The sequence below is a fragment of the Pseudomonas sp. BRG-100 genome, from assembly GCF_000737955.1.
Lineage (GTDB): Bacteria > Pseudomonadota > Gammaproteobacteria > Pseudomonadales > Pseudomonadaceae > Aquipseudomonas > Aquipseudomonas synxantha_A.
The window spans coordinates 992,197-1,019,080 of the sequence record NZ_JPRX01000001.1 but is presented as its reverse complement, the minus strand read 5'-3'; the positions used below and the strand labels follow the sequence as shown (position 1 = coordinate 1,019,080).

Here is a 26,884-nt window from a genome sequence, read left to right as displayed (position 1 = left end):
CTGCCGGGCCTATACCTTGAGGATTTTGCCGCTGATGGCCACGGCCGCCAGCAACACCGCAATCAATACAAAGGCGGTACTCAGGCTGCTGCCATGGGCGATAAAGCCGATTACCGCAGGGCCGGCGAGAATGCCGGCATAACCGAGCGTGGTGATGGCCGGCACCGCAATATGCTCCGGCATGACCTTTTGTTTGCCGACGGCGGTGTACAGCACCGGCACGATATTCGAACACCCGGCACCCACCAATGCGTATCCAAGCAATGCAGTTTCCCAGGCTGGTAATAGCGTCGCGATGAGCAGGCCGACACACGCCAAGGTGCCCCCGATCACGATTACTCGCGTTGCCCCCAGGCGTCGGACAATGGCATCACCGGTCAAACGCCCAGCGGTCATGGTCAAGGCAAATGCCGCGTAGCCAAGGCCGGCGTAAGCTTCATCCAGGCCGCGCTCGGCACTGAGGAATACAGCACTCCAATCCAGCACGGCACCTTCGGCCAGGAACACGATGAAACACAGGCAACCGATAAACAACACCACACCATGTGGCACCGCAAAAGCCGGGCCGGAGCTTTCACTGCCATAAGGCAGGAGGTGCGGTGCGGCCTTGAGCAGCGCCACAACCATGATAGCCACCACTACCAGCGTCGCCTGCAGTGGCGACAGGCCCAGGCCCAGCAACCCGGCAACCCCCGCTGCGCCGACGATGCCCCCCAGGCTGAATAAACCATGGAAGCCCGACATCATGGTTTTACCACTGGCGCGCTCGACAATCACCGCTTGCAGATTGACGGTGGAATCCACGGTGCCCAGGCCCGCGCCGAACAGGAACAACCCTGCGATCAACAACGGGATCGAACTGACAGTGGCCAGCATCGGCAGGGCCAGGCAGATCATGAGCGTCCCTGCGGTCAGTACGCGACGGCAGCCGTAGCGCGATGCCAAGGCGCCTGCTGCCGGCATCGCGATGATCGAGCCAACTCCCAGGCACAACAGCAGCAGGCCAAGCGTGCCTTCATTCAGATCTGCGCGCGCTTTGGCATACGGCACCAAGGGCGCCCAGGCGGCGATACCGAAGCCGGCGATAAAGAAAGCGATGCGCGTCGACATCTGCTCCAGCCGCCCGGGAATTACGGGCGCAGGGGTGGGGATGGCAGTCATGAAAAGTCCTTGGTTTTGCGTTCATCGAGCGATGTTCAGTGTCACATCCTTGCACATCAGGCCCTCTGGAGCGAGCCGGGTTCCCTTCGCGTTCGGAATCAAAAATACGGATCGAGAAAATTATTTTTACAAAGCCGGAACGCTTTGGTGGCTGATAACCACACAGGAGTGATCGAGCCTGTAGGCGGTGGTCTGGAAGGTGTGTAATCCTCGTGAGGGTGGCTGAACCCCAGGTTTCTTGCGACGGATTACCACCTTCCAGACCACCTCCCACAGGTTGGAGGTTCTGTAATACGCTTCCCCTGTCCGATAACGTTGGTGGGCAGATGTCAGCTGTTTCTTCGGAACTTGGTTATTCAGATATAAAATCGCGTAAGAATTTTCTTGTTGTTCTTAGATGTCTTATTGGCTGTATGTCTTGCTTTATAAGCGACACTTCCATCCTCGGTGTACGAAACTTCTTTTTTATTGGGTAAGCGCCGAAAAGCGCGGGAAATCGCTAAGCTTTAGTCTGTTCAGGTGCTTTTTTTCGCAATCCATCCGGTATTGGCGAGGGAGAGTCGTTCGGTTGAAAAGTTGATGGCGGGTAACAAAGGATGGTTAACGCGTTTGTTTCGTCACGTTTCAAATTAGTTCTTTCAGGCATAACTACAGACTTTCAGGTAGTGGCATTCAAAGGCACTGAAGCCCTCGATCAGCCTTACTTCATACATGTGCAACTGGTCAGCGAAGACCCTTCCTTCGATTTGGAGGCGCTGCTTCATCAACCCGCCTATCTGGACTTTGGCGAAGCGGAGCAGGGGCTGCATGGGCAGGTCTACGCCATCGGTCGAGGTGACCCTGGCGTGCGGCTCACCCGTTATCACCTGACCCTCGCCCCGCGCCTGGCCTGCCTTGCCCATCGTCGCGACCAGCGGATATTCCAGCAACGCAGCGTGCCGCAGATCATTGCAACGGTCCTTGAACACCACGGGATCCTTGCCGACGCCTATGCCTTCGAGCTTGGACCGGTGGTGTATCCACCGCGAGTGTTTTGCGTGCAGTACAGGGAATCCGACCTGCACTTTATCCAGCGGCTGTGTGAAGAGGAGGGTATTCACTACCATTTTCGCCACAGCGTGGATAACCATCTGCTGGTATTCGGTGACGACCAGACGGTATTTCGACGGCTGGCGGTGCAGCGTTATTGCTCGTCGGGTGATCCGGCGCTCGAGACCCGGGTGGTCCAGCGCTTCGACCGGCGTTTGCAGGCACGCAGTCAGCGAACCGTGCGTCGAGACTATGACTTTGAGCATCCTTCGTTTTGCCTGCAAGAACAGGCCGGTGCCAAAACGGCAGAACCATGGGAAGACTATGAATGCCCCGGTGGTTTCACCGGCCGTGCCCGGGGGGCGCAACTGGCGCGGCGTGGCCTGGAGCGCCATCAGCGTGATCGCCATCGGGTGTTGGGCAAAAGCGATCAACCCGCGTTAAGCAGTGGTCACTTTCTTGAACTGTGCGGTCACCCGGATCCAGCGTGCAATGACTTATGGTTGCTGACGTCGGTGCGTCATGAGGGCTACCAGCCGCAGGTGTTGGAAGAGTCGGCATTCGAGGCCGGCGGGTTTCAGGGCTATCGCAACCGATTCACTGCAACCCCCTGGCGCGCAGTGCATCGCCCGGCCCTCAAGCACCCCAAGCCGACGATCAGTAGCAGCCAGACCGCAACGGTAACCGGGCCCGTTGGAGAGGACGTGCATTGCGATGCCTATGGCCGGGTGAAGGTGCGCTTTCATTGGGATCGCCTGGACAAAAACGACGATACGAGCAGCTGTTGGCTGCGGGTGGCGTCGGGCTGGGCCGGTGACGGATTTGGCGCGCTGGTCATTCCCCGGGTAGGCATGGAAGTGCTGGTGAGCTTCCTGGAAGGCGACCCGGACCAACCTTTGGTCAACGGCTGCCTGCCCAATGCGTCGCACTTGCCGGCTTACCCCTTGCCACAGCACAAGACACGCACGGTACTGCGCAGCCGCAGCTCCCCAGGCGGTAGCGGTGGCAATGAGCTGCATCTGGAAGACCGCAGTGGCGAAGAGCTCATCTACCTGCGCGCCCAGCGTGACCTGGAACAACGGGTGGGGCATGACAGCCGCCTGGAAGTGGCAGGGGAACGGCATGAAGTCATTCGGGGAACCAGTACGGTTCGATTGGAGAGTGAGGAGCGTCGCCATATTCTCGGTGCTCGCAAGGTCGTGCTCGAGGCGCATGACCACCTCGACGTACAGGGCGATAGCCTGACCCGTGTTGCTCAGACCCTGGTGATCGAAGCCGGGCAACAGGTTCATCTCAAGGCTGGTGCCAACCTGGTGATTGAGGCGGGTGCGCAACTGAGCCTGAAGGCTGGCGGAGAGCACCTGCTGATTCAGGCCGGAGGTATTTTCAGCAGCCGGCCCATCATCCTGGGCGGTTCACCGTCCGCAACGCGCTCGGTAACGCCCCCGCCAGTTGCCCGCGCGCAAGTTTCTGCAGCGCAAGGCGTCATCATGGATTTGGCTAAAAAACTGGGTGCGGACTTTTGCCCCCTGTGCGAATGCTGCCGCGAAGGTCAGTGCGATATTGCGGGGAGGGCAGCTTGATGGACAGCCTGGTCACTCGATGGATGGCCCGACAACAGCAACAAGGCTACCACCTATGCCTGATGCTTGAGGGGAGTCATGAGGCTAGCCAACCGCTGCTGGCAGGGCGCGACCTGTCGCGTTATTGCAAGCTCTACAGCGAGACCGATGCGGCGCAGTTGGCGAGTTCTGGCCCGCTGATCCTATTGCTGGAACAAATGAATGAGCCTGCACTGATCGACCTGCTGCAACATCCCGAGTCGAACTGGGGATGGCTCTTTAGCCTATCCGCTGCCGACTTGGCGGGTGCAACGCGACATTGGCGCGACAGGCTGCTGGTGGGGCCGACGGGGCAGCGGGCGCTCTATCGTATTCACGACAACCGCACCCTGGCCCGCGCCTTGCTCCATCTATCAAAGGAGCACTGGCCGGTCTATCTCGGGCCGCTGGTCAGCGTGTGCTATTGGCATGAAGGGCGCTGGCACCAAAGCGAAAACCCTGCTCCGGGCGATTATTCGGCACCGGATCCAGCGCCCTGGCTGGATACGCCAAACCCACAGGCCGAAGCCATCCTGCACGCCAATATCCTGCGTTATCTGCTCGCGGAGCACAGTGAGGACCTGGCGGCATTGGTCGAATTCCAGGACCCCAAGGTCTGGCTCAGCCAAATACTGGAACAGGCGCGGACCTGGCAATGGCGCAGCCCCGAGCAGTTGGCGTTCCTGGTGGTGCGCCGGTTGGAAGAGACGATCCGAAGCAGCGTTATTCATTGGCCGCCTCGGGCTGGGGAAACACCTGAAGTGCATTTTGAACGGGTCGTGGAGCAGTGGCACAGGGAGGTGGGAAACGGTGAGTAGGTGGATGGCAGTGGTGTTGCTTGTTCTTGGGGGCGCGGGGATTCCGGGGTGCGCGGGGCGGGTGGTGGATAGTTTTACATTGGAGGTGGATTTGCCGGCCCAGTTTGAACTTAAAACTGCTGCCAATTACCGACCTGCGACGGGTGAACGCTGCGTTTTACCCAGGCGTCGAGGTAAGAGACCAGAGCGAAAAGTCTTTTTCACGGAATACAAACCGGTAGCGAGCAGGATTAGCTATGAACTGCCGCTGGCTGAAACGGTAGAGGGTTGCCCGTTGGTACTGCGCAGTGTGGAGTTTGGTTTTTATGCGAAGTGGGGCGCGCGGGATACAGATGTGGGGGGGGATGATGCCTATATCTCTATTAGCGATCATCTGGATATACCTGGGATGCAGGAGAAAGGAGTGAAGGAGCTATCAGGTCAGTGTCAATGGTTGTTTCGGACAGTAGGTCCCTTTCATGCAATCAGGAAAATCCTCCAGTGCCGTTCGGTTAATTCGCTAGGACAGTTGCAGACAACACGCGTTGGTGGAACTGCACAGCGCGATCAACTGCGGGGGAGAACCCTCAGGGTGATGCTAAAGATGACTGATGAGGAACGCCCCGCTTTTGGCGATAACTGGGTCGCTGTTCCAGGAGGGTGGAAACGCTGCAAGGGTATAGATTTTGCCGATCTGGATGCTTACTGCAATGGCAATAACACCGATTTCAAGCCAATAAAAATGCCGGATGGCCGCATCTGCAATATTTATCCAACGTGTGAGTGATAAGGAGTTAAGCCATGTATTTGGACGCAAGGACGCGATCCTTTTTCAGCGACAGTGCGCCAGCTTGTTCATTGCGAGGGCACTGGGTCAGCTTTTGCCTGGTCGATGAGCTCGGGGTTGGCGCGACGTATGGCGGCCTGCCATATACCGTCCGCGACAGTGTAGGACAGCAGTACAAGGGTAGATTGAATGGAGAAGGCTTTGCCAAGCTGGAAAATATTAATAGCGGCCCCGTCATCCTTGTTTTTGATGACCTGTATTCAGGAGCAGGGCAGCCATATCGTCGGTTAATGATGCGACCGACCTATCAGCTTCCAGTTACCGAGCTTCAAGTTCGTGCTGAGCAGACTGGATTTGCTATGGCCGATGGGCGTCGCGTTGAGGCTAATCCTGCACAACAACAAGCCAACCAATTCTACCAAGTCGAAGTCAGGGATCTAGTACGCCATGTTGCCCACTTACCTGCGATAACGCCTCGTGCCCATAGTCCCAAACGTCATGTACTGAAAATGATGGCCGACCTTGGATTCGGCCCACCCGAGCCAATGTTGTCAGGTATCGTACTGTTCCCCAACAACCACACTGTCCTCGAAGTACGACCACTACGGGCGTTGCGCCCAATGCTATGTATTGAAGACAGATTCAGTGCCCTGAACCTGTACCAGCTCGCATTGTTTGCCGCGTTGAGTTATTGCGATTTTGGGCAGGAACCCTCAGAAAGGCCTTTGCATGAAGTCCGGTTTCCGCTGGATCCAAGCGTTGGAAATTTATTCGCTGAACAGCTTTCGTTGTATCACGAAGCCTGGCGAATTGACCCGAAGCAAGTGCAGCGTTTTTATCCGCTCTATGAAGAGGTCCCTTATTCCAGCCGTTTCGAAATCCTGCCATTCGATCCTGAGTTGTATCCCCAAAACCGACCGGAACTGAAGGAAGAACAGGAGCACCCTGCGCGCTTGCACTTTTTCGATGACGAAAAATTCGGCACCGACACCCAGGCTTTCATCACTCACCACGATGAGGTAATCCTGATCGCTGTGCGAGGAACCGTCAGCCGTGCCGATGTGCTACGTGACGCAGACGCCCATCAGGTAGCGTTTGCCGAAGGCGTTGGAAAAGTGCATGACGGATTTTATCAAGCCTACCGGGCTATGCGTGATTTCGTATTGCGATACCTTGATCAGTTTCACACCGGCCAACGCATTGTAATTTGCGGCCACAGCCTCGGCGGCGCCATTGCATTGCTGTTGGCCGAAGGACTGCGCCGAACGCCGGACGCCCACTACAACATCCTCCTTTACACCTATGGGGCGCCCCGTGCCGCTGACTCCGAATTCACTGCCGGCGCTTCATCACTGGTCCACCACCGCATCGTCAATCACAACGACCCCGTGCCTAGTGTCCCCGCCCCGTGGATGAACACCACCGCCAAACTCTGGATACCCGGTGCCATCACCTTATTCAGTGCTCCTGTACCCGGTGGCCTGTTGTTCGCCGCCGGGTTGGTGCGCATGGGGGGCAACCCCTATCAACATCATGGTGAACAACATCACTTCATGCCGATCACGCTCCCGGATGGCACCCATTCTTCGGTGTTATGGAAGCCGGGCTGTGAGTCCATCGAAGAGGCGGGTTGTAATCGCGCATTGCAACTGCAGGGCGACATGCCCGACCGCGACAATCTATTGAGGCAGCTTTTTCAGGCCGGTCAACACTTCATGACCACCAGCTACATCCCTGCGGCCTGGGCTACATTGCGGCGCTGGCAACAAACCCTGGATAGCCAAGGCCCCTTGGTGACTCCAAGGGAGTTTGAGCTGCTCGACCAGGCTCTTGAGGACATGCGCGCGCAACTGCGGGCCAAACGGCGTGACCTCGCCCGTCTACGCCCTGCCAATGATCGCAGCCATGAAACCAACGATGCCTTGAACGCCGAGATCGACCGTTTGCACACCAGCCGTGAGCGTCTGGCCAGCCTGCGCTGGCGTCGCCTTCAAGCCCGCGATGTCTACGGCAGTCATGCGGAGGCTACGCACCTACACGCCAGCCTCAAACGCTGGTTCAGCCACCGTGAGAATCGCGAGCCTGCTCAATTTGCCAGCATCCCACCGCCTTCCCACGATGATCTGGCAAGGGCGCAAACACTGGATATCGACTCCATCGTCTAGCCACCGGGTTACATAAACTCCACCTGTGCCGGTTGCCGCTTCATCAGCACCTTGCCATTGCGGATCGAGTACAGCGGCAGGCCCTGGCTACGAATGACTTCGTAGTCGCTGTCGGCCGACAGGATCAGCAGGTTGGCAGGGCGGCCGGCTTCCAGACCGTAGCGGTCACCCAGGGCCATGGCCTTGGCACTGTTGTCGGTGACCAGGTCCAGCGCGCTTTGCAGGTTGCGGTAGCCGAGCATATGGCAGATGTGCAGGCCGGCTTCCAGCACGCGCAGGATGTTGCCATTACCCAACGGGTACCAGGGGTCGACGATGGAGTCCTGGCCGAAACACACGTTCATGCCGGCTTCGAGCAACTCGTTGACACGGGTGACGCCGCGGCGTTTCGGGAAGCTGTCGAAGCGGCCTTGCAGGTGGATGCTTTCGGTGGGGCAAGACACAAAGCTGATGCCGGAATGCCCCAGCAGGCGAAACAGTTTGGCGCAGTACGCGTTGTCGTAGGAGCCCATGGCCGTGGTGTGGCTGGCGGTGACGCGGGTGCCCATGTCGCGGCTGCGGGCTTCTTCGGCAAGTACTTCGAGAAAGCGTGAGTGAGGGTCATCGGTTTCGTCACAATGCACGTCCACCAGGCAACCGGTGCGTTCGGCCAGGTCCATGAGGAACTTCACCGAACTGACCCCTTGATCGCGGGTGTATTCGAAGTGGGGGATGCCGCCGATTACGTCGGCGCCCAGGCGAATGGCTTCCTCCATCAACTCGCGGCCATTGCGGAACGACTCGATGCCCTCCTGGGGGAACGCAACAATTTGCAGGTCGATCAGGTGCGTGCTTTCTTCACGCACTTGCAGCATGGCTTTGAGCGCGGTGAGGTCCGGGTCGGTGACGTCGACATGCGTGCGCACATGCTGGATACCGTGGGCGGCGAGGGCCTGGATGGTTTTTTTGGCCCGGGCCTTGGTGTCTTCCTGGGTAATGGTGGCCTTGCGTTCCCCCCAGCACTCGATCCCCTCGAACAGCGTACCGCTCATGTTCCAGCGCGGTTCGCCGGCAGTGAGCGTGGCATCAAGGTGGATGTGGGGTTCGACGAAAGGCGGTATCACCAGGTTGCCGGCGGCGTCCAGATCGCCGGCCGCGAGCGTGGGAACGCTGGTTTGCGCAGTAATACTGGCGATCCGGCCGTGTTCCAGGTGCAGATCATGCAAGCCTTCACGGTTGCGCAGGCGGGCATTGATGATGTGCATGGTCAAGTTCCTCTTGGCTAAAAACAATCAGGCAGGCAGCCGCCGGATCCTCAAGGCGATATCGATGCCCCGGCGGTCATGATGCGTAGTATGGCGCTGAGCAACACGTAGGTCAGCGATGCGGCAATAATTCCCACCAGCGGCGCGACCCATGGCGAATTGAACGCCAGTACGGTACCCACCCCATACGCTACCAGGCCCGGCCAGTTGAATGCCGGCAGGCGAGCATCCGCCAGGCGCGGGTATTGGCCCCCATAACGATAGAAGAAGTCCGCCATGATCACCCCGCCAATGGGCGGGATCACGGTGCCCAGCAGGATCAGGTAGGGCACCAGCAGGTCGTACATGCCAAGCAAGGCGAGCAGGGTGCCGATTACTGCACCGGCCAGGGTCACCGTTTTGCGGCGCTGGGTGCGCAGCAGGTTGCAACCGGCGACGGCGAAGTTGTAGATGGTGTTGTCCTGGGTGCTCCAGATATTGAGCAGCAACATCGCCATCGCGGCCATGGCGAAACCTTGCAACAGTAAAACCTCTACCACATCCGGTTGCTGATAGACGATGGCGCCATAGGCGCCGATCAGCACCATCAGGCCATTGCCGATAAAAAAGCCGATCAGGCTGGCCAGCACCGCGACCTTGGCCGAGCGCGAAAACCGCGTCCAGTTGGTGGCCTGGGTCGCACCGCTGACGAAGGTGCCGAACACCAGGGTAATCGCCGTGGACAAGTCCAACTCTGCGGTCGGCACCACCGCCAGCAGCCCCGGTAGCCCGCCGACCTTCACCGTGGCGACCCACATCGACAGGATCAACAATAACCCCATTGCAGGCACTGCGATCCAGGACAGGATTTCCAGCCCGCGATACCCCACATAGGCGGTGGCGCAGAACAATAAGCCAAACACCATCATCAGCCCCAGCACACTGCCTGAGCTCAGTTGGAAATATTTGCCCAATACTACGGCCGCCGTGGCAGTGCCCCAGGCATACCAGCCGATCTGGGTAAAACCGAGGATCAAGTCGCTGAGCTTGCTGCCCACTTCGCCAAAACAGAAACGCCCCATCAACACCGAATTCAGGCCGCTCTTGAACGCGATGTAACCCAGGCCTGCGGCATAGATACCCAACAACAGGTTACCCAGGGCCACGACGCCGAGCATGTCGATGAAACTGAACGCCACCCCCAGCTTGCCGCCGGCAAACATGGTTGCGGTAAAAAAGGTAAAACCCAGCAACACCATGGCCGTGGACGCAAGGCCTTTGCGCGCATGCAGGGGGACTTCGCTGAGGGGGTAATCGTTGCCAGGTGGTTGCTGCGTCATGGGGGCTGCTCCCTGAGTAGTGACGCAGCTCGTTTGCATCGTGCGTGCCAACGCAGAGGCGGGTAGATATCAGCTAGCGCAAGCAAGCCCCTTCAAGTTACCCCAGCCCAATCCGGTGCAGAAGCAGTGCAGCGGTGAGCCAAACTGGCTCAGTCGAACAGCGTCTGCGTGGTCTCACCCCGATGAAACGCAAAGGCCGCCTCAAGATCACTTTCAATCGTGCGCCCGCGAGACAGGGGCGGCAGATCATCCAGTGTGAAAAAACCGACTTCGGTGGTTTCAAAACCTGCCATGGGCGCGAGTTGGTCTACCCGGTCACACAGGAAGTACAACTTGTAGAAATCCCTCACATCCGGCCGGTACAAGCCCTTGGCTTTGTGCGTCACGCTGTATAACGCCCTTGCGGTGACCGTCAGCCCGGCTTCTTCGCGGATTTCCTTGACAATGTTCTCGGCCGCCGACAAACCGATGTCGGCATAACCACCAGGTAATGCCCAGCAGCCATCCGTCGACTCCCGTACCAGCAAAATCCGCTCACCTTCGATCACTGCACCGCGTACATCGATCATCGGCGTCGAATATCTCTGGGCAAAATCCGAGACCAGGCCGTTGATACGCTCCAGCGGCACGTTGCCCAATTGCGCCAGCATGGTGTGGGCGATCAGGGCAATTTCTTCCAGACGTTCGCGCTCGAAATCGTCGGTGCAGAAATGCAGCCCCGTGGAAGCCAGTGCCTGCAAGCGCTTGGCGTGGGCCAGCCAGGTGTTTTCCATCACGTTCTCCTGTAGGCATTTCCAAAAAAAACCACCCGCAGGTGGTTTTCGACACGCTACCGCTTACTCGCCGCGATAGATGCAGCCGCTGGTGCAAGTCTCATGGATGCGGATTGCACTGAGCTCCGGCAGCAGAGGTTTCAATTCATTCCAGATCCACTTGGCCAGCACTTCGCTGGTGGGGTTTTCCAGGCCGGGGATGTCATTGAGGTAGTTGTGGTCGAGGCGCTCATAGAGCGGCTTGAAAATCGCCTTGATCTCCGAGAAGTCGCGAATCCAGCCGGTATGGGGATCCAGGTCGCCGCTCAGGTGGATGGCCACCTTGAACGAATGCCCATGCAGGCGCCCGCATTTATGGCCTTCCGGTACGTGGGGCAGGCGGTGGGCGGATTCGAATGTAAATTCCTTGAAGATTTCCACAGTGTTTTCAGCTCGGTCAGGTGTCTGGCAGGCGGCGAGTTTAACAGTTTGATCAACCCTTGCGCATACCGCCCCTCGCCAGCAGGCCCCATGGGGTCAAAGGGCTTGCAAGTGTTCGCCCAATTTACCGTTATCTGCCAATGCCAGGAACTCATCCCCCAGCCGCCGGCTCTCGCTCATCGCGGTTTGCCAATATTTGTTGCGGCTCAGGTCGTCGCCCATAAAGCGCTTGAAGTCACTGCGGTCTGGCAGTTTGCCGTGGGGCAGGCGGGCCAGATAGTCCCTGGATGGCGCCAGCAACAATACATCCTGCAAGCCTTGCGGGTTGCTGCGTCGCCACGGCAGGCCCTTATCAAACCAGCCGGGGATGACTCGGTCGGTGAAGTGCGGGTACAGCACGATGTCATCGCCGTGATAGGGCAGGTCGAGGTGGTAGTCCAGCAGGCCGCCGTCGCGGTAGGTGCCGGCCCCGGCGCCGGGCAGGTCGCGCACGCCTTGCATGACCATGGGGATTGAGCCGGATGCCAGTAGCGCCTGGCGCAGGTTGCCCAGTTCCAGGTCGATGAAGCGCGAGGCAAAGTCCTTGAGCGGATGTACCGGCGGCGCCTGGCGCGGGTCGTGGATGATCAGCCGCTCGAAATGCCGCGACAGCCGGGCGCGGCCCCGCAGGTTATCGGCAATTACCGACGACAAGCCCAGCCCCAGCCGCCCACGGTGGTCATCGGCAAGCAGCCCGTGGCTCTTGACCACCATGATGTTCAGCCGGTAGTCGGGGTTGTCCAGCACCCGCGCATCACGGCCGGCCAGCAGGTCATCGAGCATCCGTTGGCAGCTCTGACTGACTTCGGCCATGGTCACGCCCTTGGCAAAGCGCTGCTCGTTATACAAGCGGCCCAGGTCCAGCAAGCCTTGCACCGGGTCGGGCAGGCAGGCGCTGGCAAACCGCCACGAACCAATGGAGGCGCCGATCAGCGCGCGTTCCCTTGGTGCGCGCGGCAACCAGTCACCGAACAGCGCCAAGTCCAGCCCTTGGATACCCAGGGCCTTGGGGCCACCGGCCGCACCGGGGAGGATACCCACGTCGGCAGGCGCAAGTCCCTGTTCGCGAATGTGGCTGAACGCACGTTTGCCTGCCTTGAGGGTCAAGGCAGGGAACTTGATATGGATGGCAGTCATACCGGTCTCTGTTGAGGCAAGCGGAGCATTATAGAAAATCTCGCTGGCAGTGGGGAAAACGGTCCGCTTGGAAATTGCCATGGTGGCAATTCAGTTTCAGTTAAGTTGCGACAGGTACCGTGACCGGCGTAGGAAAACATCATGTAACGGAGACTTATCATGAAGCGCCTCACTGTTCTGGGCGCCGCCGCTATCATCATCGTTACGGCGACCCAGGCCGCCGCGGCGGACCCTGACAAGCCACTGATCGTGCCCGCCACTGTTACTATTGTCGCTTTCGATCAATTGGAAGCCACGGCCCTGGCCCTTCACCCCGGTTCGACGCTACTGGACACCGACCTGGATGAGGAATACGGCAAGTACGTCTACGAAGTGGAGCTGCAAGATGCCGACGGCATTGAATGGGACGTTGAATTGAACGCGCTCACCGGGCAGGTTCTCAAGAATCATCAGGATACGTAATGAAGGTAAATTTACGCGTCGGCAGTCGAGTGGCGCTGGTGCTCATGATTTTTTGCTCCAGCCTGGCGGCCCGCGACCTCAACCAGGATGAAGCCCTGGCCCTGCGCCAGCAGGGCGTGATTCTGCCGCTGGAACAGCTGCTGCACCAAGCCATGGCGCGTTATCCCGGCTCGCGGCTGCTGGAGGCCGAGCTGGAAAAGAAACACGGGCAATACGCCTATGAAGTGGAATTGGTGACTACCGAAGGCGTGGTACGCGAGATCAAGCTGGACGCGACCAATGGTGTGTTGATCAAAGATGAGGAAGACTGATGCGCCTGCTTCTGGTGGAAGACAACGTGCCCCTGGCCGACGAACTGCTGGCCGGCCTGCAGCGCCAGGGCTATGCGGTCGACTGGCTGGCCGATGGCCGCGACGCCGTGTATCAAGGGCGCAGCGAGCCGTATGACCTGATCATCCTCGACCTTGGCCTGCCTGGCTTGCCCGGGCTTGAGGTGCTGGCGCAATGGCGCGCCGCCGCGCTGGCCATCCCGGTACTGATCCTCACCGCCCGCGATTCCTGGGCCGAGCGTATCGAAGGGCTCAAGGCCGGAGCCGATGATTACCTGAGCAAACCCTTTCACCCCGAAGAACTGTACTTGCGCATCCAGGCGCTGTTACGCCGCTCCCACGGCCAAGCCAACCAGCCAACGCTGCAAGCCGCCGGCCTGCATCTGGATGAAGGTCGCCAGTGTGTACTGCGCGATGGCGCCGAGATCCAACTGACGGCCGCTGAGTTTCGCTTGCTGCGCTATTTCATGCTGCACCCCGAACAGATTCTGTCCAAAAGCCATCTGGCCGAGCATTTATATGACGGCGAGACCGAGCGTGACTCCAATGTACTGGAGGTCCATGTCAACCATCTGCGCCGCAAACTGGGGCGCAGTGTGATCGAAACCCGGCGCGGCCAGGGCTACCGGTTTGGCGCCACCCCGGCATGAAGTCGATCCAGCGGCGCCTGAGCCTGGGGTTGATCAGCGTGATGGTGATCGTCGGCGTGGTACTGGCGCAGACCAGCCTCTTGCTGTTCGAAGCAGGCTTGCAGCGCTACCTGGAGGCGGGCTTGCGCAACGACAGCGAGAACCTGCTGGTGGCGCTGGTGCGCGGGCCCAACGGCGTCCAGTTGGATGAACAGCGCCTGTCGCCGGCTTATCAGCGGCCGTTCTCCGGGCATTATTTTCGTATCGACTTTGCCGATGTCCATTGGCGCTCCCGTTCACTGTGGGATCAGGAGCTGCCCAGGCTCCCGGAGGCGGGGCTCAAGGGCAACCTGCAATTGGGCCCGGAAGGTCAACAGTTGTTGGTGTTGCGCTCGGACTACAAGCGCTTTGGCAAGTTGATTTCCATCAGCGTGGCGCAGGACTACACACCCGTGCGGGAAAGCTTTCGCCTGATGCGTCAGGTGGGCCTGGTGGTGGGGGTGGTGGCGCTGCTGCTGGTGCTGGTGCTGCAACGGGTCACCGTGCGTCGCGCCTTGCGCCCGCTGGAGACGGCGCGCAACCAGATCGCCCAACTGCAGCAAGGCCAGCGCTCCCAACTCGACACTCAGGTGCCGCAGGAACTGGAACCGCTGGTAGCGCAAATCAACCATTTGCTGGCCCACACTGAAGACAGCCTCAAGCGCTCACGCAATGCCCTCGGCAACCTGGGCCATGCGCTGAAAACCCCTATGGCGGTGCTGTTGAGCGCAGCCTCCAGTGATGCGCTCAAGGATCATCCGCAGTTGAGCCAGTTGTTGCGCGAGCAGTTGGAACAGGTGCAGCAGCGCCTCAATCGCGAGCTTAACCGTGCCCGCCTGGCGGGCGATGCGCTGCCGGGTGCACTGTTTGACTGTGAAAAAGAACTACCCGGTTTGTTGGCCACCCTGCGCATGATCCATGGTGAGCACTTGGACCTCGCCTATCATGTCGCGCCGGGTCTGCATTTGCCCTGGGACCGTGAAGACCTGTTGGAACTGCTGGGCAACCTGTTGGACAACGCCTGCAAGTGGGCGGATGCCGAGGTGCGCTTGAGCGTCAGCGAGACGCCCCGGGGCTACGTGTTAGCGGTGGAGGACGACGGTCCGGGCATTCCTCAGGCCCAGCGCGACCAGGTATTCAGTCGCGGCGCACGCCTGGATGAGCAGAGGGTCGGCCATGGCCTGGGATTGGGGATCGTGCGGGACATCGTTGAGGTGTGGGGCGGGGTGTTGCAGTTGCAGGAAAGTGAGCTGGGTGGGCTCAAGGTATTGATCGAGCTACCACGCCGCTAGCACTGACCCACCCCAGTTCAAAAATGTGGGAGCTGGCTTGCCTGCGATAGCATCGACTCGGTTTGCCTGAAATACCGAGGTGTTGCATCGCGGGCAAGCCCGGCTCCCACAGAAAAGCCTGGCTGCATTCAGACCCGAAACTGATCCATCAACCCCTGCTGCTGGTTGGCCAGGCTGTTCAACGCCTGGCTGACCCGCGCCGATTCATTGGCCTGTTCCGACAGCGACTCGGTTACATCGCGAATGGTCGCCACGTTGTTGTTGATCTCTTCGGCCACCGCGCTTTGCTCTTCGGCGGCGCTGGCGATTTGCAGGTTCATGTCGCTGATCACCGTGACGGCGTCGCCAATCTGGCGCAAGGCCGTGACGGCCTGGCCGACTTGTTCGACGCTGCCTTGGGCCTGGCGATAGCTGTTGCCCATGGAGCTGACCACGTCGGTAGTACCGTTTTGCAATTGTTCGATCACCAGGCGGGTTTCTTCCACCGACTCCTGGGTGCGTCGTGCCAGGTTGCGCACTTCGTCGGCGACCACCGCAAAACCTCGCCCGGCCTCGCCGGCACGGGCGGCTTCGATAGCGGCGTTGAGCGCCAACAGGTTGGTCTGCTCGGCGATGCCACGAATCACTTCGAGCACCGAGCCGATCTTCTCGCTGTTAGCGGCCAAGCCTTCCACCTGGGTCATGGCGGTGCTCATATCGGCGGCCAGGTCACCAATGTTGGCGGTGGTGCGGTCTATGACGGTCAAGCCTTCGCGCGTCGCCTGGTCGGCATCCTTCGCAGCTTGGGCCGCCTGAGCGGCACTGCGGGCGACGTCCTGGGCAGTGGCACTCATTTCATGGGACGCGGTGGCCACCTGATCCACCTGGCGATACTGCTGTTCCATGCCGGCACTGGTCTGCGTAGCAATCTCGGCGGACTGGTCGGCGGTGCCGCGGGCGTCCTGCACCGAGCGCTTTACCTCGGCAATGATCGGTTGCAGCTTGTCGAGGAAACGGTTGAACCAGCCAGCCAATTGGCCCAGTTCGTCCTGTTTGCTGTAAGCCAGGCGCCGGGTCAGGTCGCCTTCGCCGCTGGCGATGTCTTCGAGCATATGCGCCACGCCAAGGATCGGCCGAGTCACACTGCGCGCCATCAGCCACACCAGCACCAAGCCAACCACAGCGGCCAGCAGGCCCAGGCCCAGTTCCAGCAGGGTGCCCTTGGCATTGTCAGCGTCCAGCTGGGTTTTCAGCGCCTCGGCGGGGGCTACCAGAACTTTTCCCGGTACATCCAGCAATACGCCCCACGACTTGCCCCCTGGGATCGGCGCAAACGGCGCCAGCACCTTGAGTTGCTGGTCGGTGCGCAGGCTGTGGGTCTGGGTGCTGTTGGCCAAGGCACTGACCAACTGCGCACCGCTGGCGGTGTCGACCTGCTCCAGGCGCTGGCTGAGTTTGCTGGCATCCGGGCTGTAGCCGGCCAGCAAGCCGGTGGGGCTGAGGATGCTGACTTGGGTCTGGCCGTCGTACAGCTTCTGGCTGGCCTGTTGGCTCACGGCCTGCAAGCTGTTGAGGTTGATGTCCACCGACAGTGACGCAATGACTTTGCCATTGACCATCAGCGGGAACACGATGCTGGTCATCAGCACGTTCTGGCCGTCGATCACATAGAAATAGGGTTCGATCACACACGGCTTGAGGGTCGTGCGCGGGCAGGTGAACCAGGCGTTGGCTTTTTCACCGCTTGGGCTAATGGAGGTGTCGGTCATGTCGCTTTCAGGCAGCGCCATTGAGGTGATCTTGCCCGGCGTTGGTTGCGACCAATACAGGGCGAACCGGCCTTTGTCATTACTGCCCAGTTCCGCCTGGTTGGCGAATAGCTCGTCTTTGCCATCCAGCGCATTGGCTTCGAATACCAGGGACAAACCCAGCAGGTCGGGGTTGGCCTGTAAGGCGGCCTTGACCTGGCGGGTCAGGTCTTCACGGGTGTCGAAGGCATCGAGAAAGCGTTTCTCCGCCTGTTCGCGCAAAAACAGTACCTGGCGGGAAAACCCATGGCCGTATTGGTAGGCATCCATGAACTGCTGGCGAATGCCCAGCGCCTGCACTTCACCTTGGGCCTCAATGCGCGCCTGGGCGGCTTCGTCGAGCATCTTCATGCTGGACGCCTTGACCTGCTCCGAGCTCTGCGCCATGCGATACAGCGACAGACCCACCAGCAGGGTCACGATCCCAAGCAGGCACAGGCCCGCCAGCAGGGTGATTTTCCATTGAATGGAGAGCTGCCTGAGCGACATCGGGACATCCTTACCTGAAAGCACATGGAAACAGTTTATCGGCCGGCGCCCGTGGTTCTTTATTCAAACGCCCCATTTAAACCTCAAAGCGGCGTCGTTTTTTGACATGAGCGCCTGCCTGCTGCAAAGTGCGCGCCCTCTAATAAGACCTCTTTCAAGCCTGCACGCCGGCAGCTGTTCCCATGGGCCGTGCGCGGGCATGCCTGTCTTTTATGTTTTTGCTTGAGGTAACCATGATTAACGCAGTCATCGCCGCGGTCGGCACCATGCTGGTGCTCAGCCTGTCCCGCGTGCATGTGGTCATCGCCATCATCGTTGGTGCCCTGGTGGGCGGCTTGACCGGTGGCCTGGGGATCGACGCCACGCTCAAAGCCTTCAACGGCGGTCTGGGCGGTGGTGCAACCGTCGCCTTGTCTTACGCACTGCTGGGCGCTTTCGCGGTGGCCATTGCCAAGTCCGGCCTGGCCCATGCGCTGGCAGACAAAGCCTTGCTGCTGGTGGACCGCCAGGAAGCCAGCGGCGGCAGCCACGTCAAATGGCTGTTGATCGGCCTGTTGTGGGTGGTGGCGATTGCCTCGCAGAACATCCTGCCGATCCATATTGCGTTCATTCCGTTGCTGGTACCGCCGCTGTTGTACGTGCTGACCAAGCTGCAACTGGACCGCCGCCTGATTGCCTGCGTGATGACCTTCGGCCTGATCACGCCGTACATGTTCCTGCCGGTGGGCTTCGGCAATATCTTCCTCAACCAGATCCTGTTGGCCAACGTGGCCAAGAGTGGCGTGGATATCAGCCAGGTCAACGTCACCCATGCCATGGGCCTGCCGGCACTGGGCATGGTGGTCGGCCTGCTGGTGGCGGTGTTTGTCAGCTACCGCAAAAAGCGCGTGTACGACCTGGAAAAAATCGAGCGCGTCGAGCAAGTGGCGGTGCAGTACAACCCGCTGACCCTGCTGGTGGCAGGCCTGGCGATTGCCGCGGCGTTCATCATTCAGCTGTGGCTGGACTCGATGATTATCGGCGCCCTGGCCGGGTTTTTGATCTTCTCGGTGTCGGGCATCGTGCGCTGGAGCGACACCGATGACCTGTTCACCGAAGGCATGAAGATGATGGCGATGATCGGCTTCATCATGATCGCCTCGTCAGGCTTTGCCGAAGTGCTCAAGGCCACCGGTGACGTACGCTCACTGGTGGAAGCCTCGGCGGCGTTTATCGGCCATAGCCGCGGGGTAGGGGCGTTGCTGATGTTGTTGGTGGGGCTGTTGGTCACCATGGGCATCGGCTCGTCGTTTTCCACGGTGCCGATCCTTGCCGCGATTTTCGTGCCGCTGTGCGTACAACTGGGCTTCAGCCCGTTGGCCATCGTGTGCATCGTCGGCACCGCCGGTGCATTGGGCGATGCCGGCTCGCCCGCCTCGGACTCCACCCTCGGCCCCACCTCCGGCCTGAATATCGACGGTCAGCACCACCATATCTGGGACACCGTGGTGCCGACTTTCCTGCACTACAACATCCCGTTGCTGGCGTTTGGCTGGCTGGCTGCAATGACGCTCTGACGCAAGCACTGCACACCTCCACTGTGGCGAGTGAGCAAGCTCCCTCGCCACACAAGCTCGCTCCTACAGAAATCACTTACTTGGCCGTTAACCTCTCAAGTCGCCACTAACAAGAGAGAAAAGCCATGCGTCTGAGTTTGAAGGCCAAAGTCCTGGCCCTTGCCGTTGTGCCGGTGTTGCTGTTTGCCGTGGTCATCAGCCTCACCACCGTGTGGATTCTGCAGGGCCAGGCCCGCAACGAAGTGGATGAAACCCGCCAGCGCCTGCTCGACGACGCCAAGGCCACTTTGCAAGGTTATGTCGAAGTGGCCATGACCACCATCAAGCCGCTCTACGACGCAGCTGCTCCCGGCGAGAGCACGGCGCGGGCGCAGGTGGTCAAGTTGCTGTCCAACACCCGCTACGGCAAAGACGGTTATTTCTTCGGCTACGACTCCGAAACCATCCGCCTGTTCAAGGGCAACAGCCCGGACGGCGTAGGCAAAAGCTTCAAGGACAACCGTGACCCCAACGGTGTCTACGTCAATCGCGACCTGGTCAAGGTCGGCAAGGACGGCACCCACTACTTGCAATACAGCTCGACCCAACCCGGCCAGACCGAACTGGTACCCAAGCTCGGCTACACCGAATACCTGCCCAAATGGGACATGGTTATCGGCACCTCTGTGAACCTGGACGGTATCGAGGCCCAGGTGGCGGTGGTCCAGGACAAGGTCGAGCAGCGTATGCAAGGCGTGCTGCTGAGCATCCTTGGCGTGGCTGTGGTGGTGTTGCTGGTGATTGCGGCGGTGGGCATGTTAGTCGCCAATACCATCCTGCGCCCGCTGAGCCTGATGAAAGCCAACCTCGACGACATCGCTGCCGGTGAAGGCGACCTGACCCGCCGCCTGGCCATCACCAGCCAGGATGAACTGGGCGACCTGGCCGGCGCGTTCAACCGATTTGTCGTTAAAATCCACGGCCTGGTGCGCCAGATCACCGAAATGACCGCCCAGCTCACCGGGCTGGTGAGCCAGGTGTCCGACCAGGCCCAGCGCTCCGAGCAGGCCATGGAACGCCAGCGTCACGAGACCGACCAGGTGGCCACCGCGATCAACCAGATGTCGTCCGCGGCCCATGAAGTGGCGCGCAGTGCCCAGGGCGCTGCGGTCGCCGCGCAACAGACCGACGCCGAGGGCCAGGCCGCCAAACGCGTGGTGGACGGCAGCATCGCGCAGATTCACGCGCTGGTGAACGATATCCGCAGCAGCGGTGTGTCCCTGGACAGCCTGCAGCAGGATGTGTCGTCGATTGTCAGTGTGCTCGGTGTGATTCGCTCGATTGCCGAACAAACCAACCTGCTGGCGCTCAATGCGGCCATCGAGGCTGCGCGGGCCGGGGAGGCCGGCCGTGGGTTTGCCGTGGTCGCCGATGAAGTGCGCGCCCTGGCCAGCCGTACGCAAAGCAGCACCCAGGAAATCCAGGGCATGATCGATCGCCTGCAAAAGGGCACCGAAGCCGCCGTTGACGCGATGCGCCGCTCCAGCGATGCGGGCGAAGGCACCTCGGCCCAAGCCAACGAAGCCGGGGCGTCCCTCGATACCATGGCCCAGCTGATCGGTACCATTAACTCGATGAACGCGCAGATCGCCAGCGCCGCCGAAGAGCAGACTGCTGTGGCCGAAGAGATCAACCGCAGCGTGCATCAGATTGCCGTGGCGGTGGACAGCGTAGCGGATGAAACCCAGCTCGGCGCCCAGACCTCGCGCAGCCTCGCGGACCTGGGCCAGCGGTTGGGGCAATTGGTCGGTCAATTCAGGATCTGAGGTTCTACAAATCGCGCATCAGTAGGCCAAAACGCAGGTCCATCTCGACCGGCAAGGGCACATACACCGTGTGCCCATCCCCCGGCGCCACCTCAATGGCTTGCCCCTTGGCGTTGTGCAAGGTGGCCAAGTCAAAGTGAAAGTTGCCGGCGGGCGTCATCAATTCCAGGTGATCGCCCGCGGCAAAGCGATTCTTCACCTTGACCTCGGCCAACTCCCCGCGGCGTTCGCCGGTCAATTCCCCAACAAACTGCTGGCGCTCGGACACCGAGCTGCCGTTCTGGTAGTTCTGGTATTCGTCGTGCACATGCCGACGCAGGAAACCTTCGGTGTAGCCGCGCTGGGCCAGGGACTCCAGATTGGTCATCAAGCCGCGATCAAACGCGCGCCCGGCCACCGCGTCGTCGATCGCCTGGCGATACACCTGGGTGGTGCGTGCGCAATAGAAATGGGATTTGGTGCGGCCCTCGATCTTCAATGAGTGCACGCCCATCTGCGCCAGGCGCTCCACGTGCTGCACGGCGCGCAAGTCTTTGGCGTTCATGATGTACGTGCCATGTTCGTCTTCAAAGGCCGGCATTTGCTCATCGGGACGGTTGGCTTCCTGTAACAGGAATACCTGGTCGGTGGGTGTGCCGACCCCCAGCGTCGGCTGATGGTGCTGGACGATGTCGCCGGTCGCGTTCTCCACTGCCGGCGTTGCCTGGTATTTCCAGCGGCAGGCATTGGTGCAGGTGCCTTGGTTGGCGTCGCGCTTGTTCATGTAGCCCGACAGCAGGCAGCGCCCGGAATAGGCCATGCACAGGGCGCCATGTACGAACACCTCCAGTTCCATGGTCGGTACGTGCTGGCGGATCTCGCCGATTTCTTCCAGGGACAGTTCCCGCGACAGGATCACCCGGCCAATGCCTTGTTGCTGCCAGAATTGCACGCTGGCCCAGTTCACCGTGTTGGCTTGTACCGACAGATGAATCGGCATCTGCGCGAAATGCTGGCGCACCAGCATGATTAGCCCAGGGTCGGACATGATCAGCGCATCCGGGCCCATGGCGATCACCGGCGCCAGGTCCTTGAGGAAGGTCTTGAGCTTGGCGTTGTGTGGCGCAATGTTCACCACCACATAGAAACGCTTGCCTTGCGCATGGGCTTCCTGGATGCCGAGGGCGAGGTTGGCGTGGTCGAATTCGTTGTTGCGCACGCGCAGGCTGTAGCGTGGCTGGCCGGCGTAAACCGCATCGGCACCGTAGGCGAAGGCGTAGCGCATGTTTTTCAGGGTGCCGGCGGGAGCGAGCAGTTCGGGGGCAATCATCGGGGGCATGGGCGTGGGTCGCAAAAAGGCGCGAGGGTAGTGCACGGGCGGTCACGGTTTATTGACCCAGGTCTAAACAAGCCGATCTATGCTTGTTCGATAAACAAGGGCACTCCCAGGTTTCGCCGCGGACTAAGCAACAGGGCTGACACCGGCCCGGCTTTTCTCATATGGACCGGACATGAATCAAACCAACCTGCAATTCAAAACCCTGCTGCTATTGCTGGCGCTGGTGACCATCGCCTTTATCTGGATATTGCTGCCGTTCTATGGCGCGGTGTTCTGGGCAGTGATCCTCGGCATCATCTTCGCGCCGATGCAGCGCCGCCTGCAGCAGCGCTTCAGTTGGAACCGCAACCTGACCTCCCTGACCACTTTGATGGTGTGCCTGGTGATCGCGATTCTGCCCGTGATCATTACCAGTGCGTTGCTGGTTCAAGAGGGGGCCACGCTGTATAAAAACGTCGAAAGCGGCAAGCTCGACGTGGCCGGTTATATCGAGCAATTCAAGAACTTCCTGCCGCCGTACTTCCAGCAACTGCTCGATCGCTTTGGCATGGGCAACCTGGAAGGGCTGCGCGAAAAGGTGGTCAAGGGGGCGATGCAGGGCAGTCAGTTCTTCGCTTCCCAGGCGTTCAGCTTCGGCCAGGGCACCTTTGATTTCCTGGTGAGCTTTTTCATCATGCTGTACCTGCTGTTCTTCCTGCTGCGCGATGGCCCCGAGCTGGTGCGCAAGGTGCGCACCGCGGTGCCATTGGCCGAGCCGCAAAAGCGCCGCCTGCAACTCAAGTTCAACCGGGTGGTGCGGGCCACGGTCAAGGGCAACGTACTGGTGGCCGTGACCCAGGGTGCGCTGGGTGGTTTGATCTTCTGGTTCCTGGATATCCCCAGTGCGTTGCTCTGGGCGGTACTGATGGCGTTCCTGTCCTTGCTGCCGGCGGTGGGCGCAGGGATTGTCTGGGCGCCAGTGGCCGTTTATTTCCTGTTGAGCGGCGCCATCTGGCAGGGCGTGGTGCTGGGGCTTTTTGGCGTATTCGTGATTGGCCTGGTGGACAACGTGCTGCGTCCGGTCCTGGTGGGCAAAGATACCAAGATGCCGGACTACCTGATCCTGATCTCGACCCTGGGCGGCTTGTCGGTGTTTGGCCTCAACGGCTTCGTGATCGGGCCGCTGGTGGCGGCCTTGTTCATGTCGTGCTGGGCGTTGTTCGCCGAAACCAAGCCGCGGGTCAAGTTGCCCTTGCCTTAGGTCTCAGGCCTGGAGCCTGAAGTCGGTCGCCAGCCGGCGTTGTGTTTCGGCGTCAGACAACGAAGTGAGCGGGCCGCTGATAGGCTCGCCATCACGTACCACGTACCAGCAGGCAAGCAAGCCGAGCTTGCGCAGAGGGGTGGGAACGGCGCTACCGATGACAGACATGATTTGAACAGTGGGCATAAGGACCTCCAATCGCTATGGAGGTCACCTTAAGGGGTGTCGCTATACAGGAAAAATCACCTGGCTCGATAGTCGACATCAACGCCAGGCGTTAATCCACCACCTGGTCGAGCATGTTCACCACTTCGTGTTCACTGAGCAGCCCCTTGCGCACCAGGTTTTCAGCCAACAGCGCCAGGAACTTCGCGCTGCGATGGCCTTCAAGGTGCTTGAGCTCGGTCAAGGCGCTGTAGACCTTGCTGGACGTGCAGAGGCCGGCGGTGCGGTGCGGATTCTGGGTGGGCATGTTCGTTCGTCCTTAATTGTTATTGGTGGACCGGGTCGATAGTGAGACTGTTTTATGACGCAACCATGACAGCGCACGCCTGGGCCGATCAAGAGGATATGCGACTCTTGTACTGTGGGATTGTCGTCATAGCGACATTGGCAGGATTAAACCGGACGTTCCAGGCAAAAAAAGGCCCCGCATGTGGGCGAGGCCTGTTCCACTCAAGTCAATTGAAACTTACCAACCGTGCCGGTAGTAGCCGTGGGGAGGGCCGTAGTAGCCGCGAGGCGGGCCATAATAGCCACGGGGAGGCCCGTAGTAGACCGGCGCCGGGCGATAGTAAACCTGCTGCTGCACGTACACCGGTGGTGGCGGCGCGTAATAGACCGGCGGTGGGGCGGCATACACTGGCTGCGGTTGCACATACACCGGCTGTTGCACATAGACCTCACGAGGCTGGCTGGCAACCACGGAGCCGACGACTGCCGCGCCCACAAGTGCACCCAACACTGCCGGGCCACCCCAACCACCACCGTGGGCGGAGGCTTGGCCGGCCATCGCAAGTGCGCCGATAAGCAAGGCGATTCTGGGGATTTTACGCATCATGGTCATTCCTCGGTTAGCCCCTGCGCTTGTGGTCTGCAATCAATAGACCCAAGGATTGTCGCGGGGATACTTTTAAGACAACGTATTTCAAAAAAACAGCACGGCCAGTAGGTAAAGGTTGTGTAAGGTCTGTACCGATTTGCTTACTTAAAGGAGTTACCCATGCAGATGCATCCCAACAAGGACACCCAGCTGTGCATGTCGCTGTCGGCGCGCCCTGGGAACTTTGGCCTGCGTTTTCATAACCATCTGTATGAACAGCTGGGGCTGAATTTCTACTATAAAGCCTTCAGCAGCCAGGATTTAGCCGGCGCGATCGGTGGCATCCGAGCCTTGGGCGTGCGGGGTTGTGGGGTTTCCATGCCGTTCAAGGAGGCGGCCATCGCGCTGGTGGACGAACTCGACGATTCGGTTCAAGCCATTGACTCGCTGAACACCATCGTCAACACCAACGGTCATCTCAAGGCTTACAACACCGATTACATTGCTGTCGAGCAACTGCTGAAGAAGCACGCCGTGCCGAAAGATTCCACCTTCGCCCTGCGTGGCAGCGGCGGCATGGCCAAGGCGGTGGCCAGCGCCTTGCGTGATGGCGGTTATGCCAACGGTGTGATCGTAGCGCGCAATGAGGTGGCGGGCCGGGCATTGGCCAGCAACCTGGGGTATGAGTGGCAGGCGGACCTGGGCGACCTGCGTCCACAAATGCTGATCAATGTGACGCCCATTGGTATGACAGGCGGGGCCGAGGCGGATGCATTGGCGTTCGATGCCGACGCGATTGATCAGGCAGAAACTGTTTTTGATGTGGTGGCGATCCCGGCTGAAACGCCCCTGATCGTGCATGGGCGTGCCAAGGGCAAGCGGGTGATTACCGGGTTGGAAGTGATCGCGATCCAGGCGTTGGAGCAGTTTGTGCTTTATACAGGCGTGCGCCCAACGCAGGAGCAGTTCCAGGCGGCAGTGGCCTTCGCCCGAAGCTAAAGACTTACACAAATCCACTGTGGGGCTTGCTCGCGAATAAGGTGTGTCAGTCAATGGATTCTTAACTGATGCACCACTATCGCAGGCAAGCCAGCTCCCACATGTTTATCTGCGTTATGCCTGTTCCAACTGCGCCAGCCGTTCTTCCAGTGCGGCAATCCGCGCTTCCAGCTCTTCGATCCGTTCCACCGAAACAGCCCCCGCGCTACGCTCTACTGGATTGCCTCGCGCGGTCATGATCGCTTCAATATCCGCCGGATCCCCCAGCGCGTGGGTATACCGATCTTCCCGCTGGCCCGCCTGGCGCGGCACCAATACCGCCAACCCTCGGGCAATCAGGCGTTCCAGCTGGTGAACGACCTGCTCGGCATCTTCAAAGTCATGCATACGCCCGCTACGGGTCAGCAACTCGTTGACCGTCTGCGGCCCCCGCAGAAACAGCAACCCGGTCAAGATCACTTGGGCCGGCACCAGTTCCAACGCCTTGTCCACACGGTGTTCCCAGCGGTCGGCACGGCTACCCATCACCAGGCGGGTAAAGCCTTGGCCCTCCAGCGCGCGCAGGCTTTGGCCGACCTGGCCCTGGCTGAGGTTCATCACCGGCTCACGGCTGGTTTTCTGATTGCAGGCCAGCACCAGAGCGTTGAGCGTCAGGGGGTAGGTTTCCGGGTGGGTCGCCTGTTTTTCGATCAGGCAGCCGAGGATGCGGATTTCCGTGCTGTTCAGGCGCGGCTCAGGGGTGTCGGTGTCATGTTCGGCGGTCATCGCGCGTTCCCTATGCAGTGAAGGTCACCAGCGTAATCCTCAAAAAATAAAAGACAAGCGCCGGGCATGGCTATAATCGCCGCTGGTTCCAACCCTGCCATTATCGTGAGACTGACATGACTATTTCCCTGTACGCCGCTTCTATCCCAGTCTTCAAGCAAATGCTCAACGCATTGAGCGATGTGCTGAACAAAGCCGAAGCCCACGCTACTGCAAAGAACATCGAGCCCAATGCCCTGCTGCAAGCGCGCCTGTTCCCGGATATGTTCCCACTGGTGCGCCAGGTACAGATCGCCGTCGACTTCGCCAAAGGCGTGTCGGCACGCCTGGCCGAGATCGAAGTGCCCAAGTACGAAGACACTGAAGTCACCTTCGCCGACCTGCAAGCGCTGATTGCCAAGGTCCTGGCGTTTGTCGACACCATCAAGCCCGAGCAGATCGACGGCAAGGAAGGTATCGAGATCGTCACCCGCCCAGGCACCCCGAAAGAGAAGCGCTTCAGCGGCCAGTCCTACCTGCTGACCTACGGCCTGCCGCAGTTCTTCTTCCACGTCACCACCGCTTACGCTCTGCTGCGTCATAACGGTGTGGAAGTGGGCAAGCGCGATTACATGGGCGCGTTCTAAACCGGCAAGCATAAAAAACGCCCGGTGTCGTTCG

The 26,884-nt window shown here is 60.0% G+C and carries 24 protein-coding genes and 3 pseudogenes; 14 read left to right on the top strand and 13 right to left on the bottom strand.

The window, feature by feature from the left end:
- Window positions 1-9: 9 nt before the first annotated feature.
- Complete coding sequence (locus JH25_RS22700) at window positions 10-1,161, bottom strand: MFS transporter (RefSeq protein WP_032876840.1); 1,152 nt, start codon at window positions 1,159-1,161, stop codon at window positions 10-12.
- A gap of 596 nt (window positions 1,162-1,757) precedes the next feature.
- On the opposite strand from JH25_RS22700, the gene tssI reads away from it, so the two are divergent.
- Genes tssI through JH25_RS22720 form a run of 4 tightly spaced genes read left to right on the top strand, consistent with a single transcriptional unit; the run spans window position 1,758 to window position 7,540 of the window.
- On the top strand, window positions 1,758-3,773 hold the full coding sequence (tssI, locus tag JH25_RS22705; RefSeq protein WP_032876837.1) for a type VI secretion system tip protein TssI/VgrG: 2,016 nt from the start codon (window positions 1,758-1,760) through the stop codon (window positions 3,771-3,773).
- A complete protein-coding gene (locus JH25_RS22710) occupies window positions 3,773-4,609 on the top strand; it encodes a DUF4123 domain-containing protein (RefSeq protein WP_032876835.1) in 837 nt (278 codons plus the stop codon). Before tssI ends, JH25_RS22710 begins: the two co-directional genes overlap by 1 nt.
- Before the next feature lie 4 nt (window positions 4,610-4,613).
- Complete coding sequence (locus JH25_RS22715; protein WP_050549312.1) at window positions 4,614-5,375, top strand: hypothetical protein; 762 nt, start codon at window positions 4,614-4,616, stop codon at window positions 5,373-5,375.
- A gap of 14 nt (window positions 5,376-5,389) precedes the next feature.
- Window positions 5,390-7,540 carry a lipase family protein gene (locus tag JH25_RS22720; RefSeq protein WP_032876833.1) on the top strand — a complete coding sequence of 717 codons (2,151 nt, stop codon included), beginning with the start codon at window positions 5,390-5,392 and terminating at the stop codon, window positions 7,538-7,540.
- Between the two features lie 8 nt (window positions 7,541-7,548).
- On the opposite strand, the gene codA is transcribed toward JH25_RS22720, so the two are convergent.
- The 5 genes from codA to JH25_RS22745 form a co-directional block, all read right to left on the bottom strand.
- A complete protein-coding gene (gene codA, locus JH25_RS22725) occupies window positions 7,549-8,784 on the bottom strand; it encodes a cytosine deaminase (protein ID WP_032876831.1) in 1,236 nt (411 codons plus the stop codon).
- 50 nt (window positions 8,785-8,834) lie between these two features.
- A complete protein-coding gene (gene codB / locus JH25_RS22730; RefSeq protein ID WP_032876829.1) occupies window positions 8,835-10,103 on the bottom strand; it encodes a cytosine permease in 1,269 nt (422 codons plus the stop codon).
- 149 nt (window positions 10,104-10,252) lie between these two features.
- Entirely contained in the window at window positions 10,253-10,876 is a 624-nt protein-coding gene (locus JH25_RS22735; RefSeq protein ID WP_032876827.1) for an NUDIX hydrolase, read from the bottom strand.
- Between the two features lie 63 nt (window positions 10,877-10,939).
- Entirely contained in the window at window positions 10,940-11,296 is a 357-nt protein-coding gene (gene queD / locus JH25_RS22740) for a 6-carboxytetrahydropterin synthase QueD (RefSeq protein WP_003190259.1), read from the bottom strand.
- A 96-nt stretch (window positions 11,297-11,392) separates the two neighbouring features.
- A complete protein-coding gene (locus JH25_RS22745) occupies window positions 11,393-12,472 on the bottom strand; it encodes a hypothetical protein (protein WP_032876824.1) in 1,080 nt (359 codons plus the stop codon).
- Between the two features lie 159 nt (window positions 12,473-12,631).
- Here JH25_RS22745 and JH25_RS22750 point away from each other — a divergent pair, with 159 nt between their 5' ends.
- From JH25_RS22750 to JH25_RS22765, 4 genes are read left to right on the top strand one after another with little or no spacing between them, the layout of a single operon-like run.
- A complete protein-coding gene (locus JH25_RS22750) occupies window positions 12,632-12,934 on the top strand; it encodes a PepSY domain-containing protein (RefSeq protein WP_005786863.1) in 303 nt (100 codons plus the stop codon).
- A complete protein-coding gene (locus JH25_RS22755) occupies window positions 12,934-13,245 on the top strand; it encodes a PepSY domain-containing protein (RefSeq protein ID WP_005786865.1) in 312 nt (103 codons plus the stop codon). Before JH25_RS22750 ends, JH25_RS22755 begins: the two co-directional genes overlap by 1 nt.
- Window positions 13,245-13,913 carry a response regulator transcription factor gene (locus JH25_RS22760; protein WP_005786867.1) on the top strand — a complete coding sequence of 223 codons (669 nt, stop codon included), beginning with the start codon at window positions 13,245-13,247 and terminating at the stop codon, window positions 13,911-13,913. Before JH25_RS22755 ends, JH25_RS22760 begins: the two co-directional genes overlap by 1 nt.
- Entirely contained in the window at window positions 13,910-15,223 is a 1,314-nt protein-coding gene (locus JH25_RS22765) for a sensor histidine kinase (RefSeq protein WP_032876820.1), read from the top strand. Before JH25_RS22760 ends, JH25_RS22765 begins: the two co-directional genes overlap by 4 nt.
- Before the next feature lie 128 nt (window positions 15,224-15,351).
- On the opposite strand, the pseudogene JH25_RS29320 reads toward JH25_RS22765, so the two are convergent.
- Window positions 15,352-15,867: pseudogene (locus JH25_RS29320) on the bottom strand (methyl-accepting chemotaxis protein); the annotation flags it as partial.
- Between the two features lie 342 nt (window positions 15,868-16,209).
- Window positions 16,210-17,280, bottom strand: a pseudogene (locus JH25_RS29315) (HAMP domain-containing protein); the annotation flags it as partial.
- Between the two features lie 455 nt (window positions 17,281-17,735).
- On the opposite strand from JH25_RS29315, the gene JH25_RS22775 reads away from it, so the two are divergent.
- The 3 genes and pseudogenes from JH25_RS22775 (at window position 17,736) to JH25_RS29305 (ending at window position 20,860) form a co-directional block, all read left to right on the top strand.
- Window positions 17,736-19,055 (top strand): Na+/H+ antiporter family protein, encoded by a 1,320-nt coding sequence (locus JH25_RS22775; RefSeq protein WP_164366002.1) that lies wholly within the window; start codon window positions 17,736-17,738, stop codon window positions 19,053-19,055.
- Window positions 19,056-19,180: 125 nt separating this feature from the next.
- Window positions 19,181-20,002, top strand: a pseudogene (locus JH25_RS29310) (cache domain-containing protein); the annotation flags it as partial.
- Window positions 20,003-20,038: 36 nt separating this feature from the next.
- Complete coding sequence (locus JH25_RS29305; protein ID WP_410457915.1) at window positions 20,039-20,860, top strand: methyl-accepting chemotaxis protein; 822 nt, start codon at window positions 20,039-20,041, stop codon at window positions 20,858-20,860.
- 4 nt (window positions 20,861-20,864) lie between these two features.
- Here the strand turns inward: JH25_RS29305 and trhP are convergent, their stop codons facing one another.
- On the bottom strand, window positions 20,865-22,178 hold the full coding sequence (gene trhP, locus JH25_RS22785) for a prephenate-dependent tRNA uridine(34) hydroxylase TrhP (RefSeq protein WP_032876811.1): 1,314 nt from the start codon (window positions 22,176-22,178) through the stop codon (window positions 20,865-20,867).
- Window positions 22,179-22,350: 172 nt separating this feature from the next.
- On the opposite strand from trhP, the gene JH25_RS22790 reads away from it, so the two are divergent.
- A complete protein-coding gene (locus JH25_RS22790) occupies window positions 22,351-23,418 on the top strand; it encodes an AI-2E family transporter (protein ID WP_005786879.1) in 1,068 nt (355 codons plus the stop codon).
- A gap of 3 nt (window positions 23,419-23,421) precedes the next feature.
- Here the strand turns inward: JH25_RS22790 and JH25_RS22795 are convergent, their stop codons facing one another.
- From JH25_RS22795 to JH25_RS22805, 3 genes are all read right to left on the bottom strand, one after another.
- Window positions 23,422-23,604 (bottom strand): hypothetical protein, encoded by a 183-nt coding sequence (locus tag JH25_RS22795; RefSeq protein ID WP_032876808.1) that lies wholly within the window; start codon window positions 23,602-23,604, stop codon window positions 23,422-23,424.
- 91 nt (window positions 23,605-23,695) lie between these two features.
- The gene (locus JH25_RS22800) at window positions 23,696-23,890 is read right to left on the bottom strand and encodes a hypothetical protein (RefSeq protein WP_003190284.1); all 195 of its coding nucleotides are present in this window, start codon (window positions 23,888-23,890) and stop codon (window positions 23,696-23,698) included.
- A gap of 219 nt (window positions 23,891-24,109) precedes the next feature.
- Window positions 24,110-24,484: a hypothetical protein gene (locus JH25_RS22805; protein WP_078820851.1), complete on the bottom strand. Its 375-nt coding sequence runs from the start codon at window positions 24,482-24,484 to the stop codon at window positions 24,110-24,112.
- Between the two features lie 156 nt (window positions 24,485-24,640).
- Here JH25_RS22805 and JH25_RS22810 point away from each other — a divergent pair, with 156 nt between their 5' ends.
- The gene (locus JH25_RS22810; protein ID WP_032876805.1) at window positions 24,641-25,459 is read left to right on the top strand and encodes a shikimate 5-dehydrogenase; all 819 of its coding nucleotides are present in this window, start codon (window positions 24,641-24,643) and stop codon (window positions 25,457-25,459) included.
- A 114-nt stretch (window positions 25,460-25,573) separates the two neighbouring features.
- On the opposite strand, the gene JH25_RS22815 is transcribed toward JH25_RS22810, so the two are convergent.
- Window positions 25,574-26,224 carry a YceH family protein gene (locus tag JH25_RS22815; protein WP_032876803.1) on the bottom strand — a complete coding sequence of 217 codons (651 nt, stop codon included), beginning with the start codon at window positions 26,222-26,224 and terminating at the stop codon, window positions 25,574-25,576.
- 116 nt (window positions 26,225-26,340) lie between these two features.
- Between JH25_RS22815 and JH25_RS22820 the strand changes: the two genes are divergently transcribed.
- A complete protein-coding gene (locus tag JH25_RS22820) occupies window positions 26,341-26,850 on the top strand; it encodes a DUF1993 domain-containing protein (RefSeq protein ID WP_005786889.1) in 510 nt (169 codons plus the stop codon).
- Window positions 26,851-26,884: the final 34 nt, after the last annotated feature.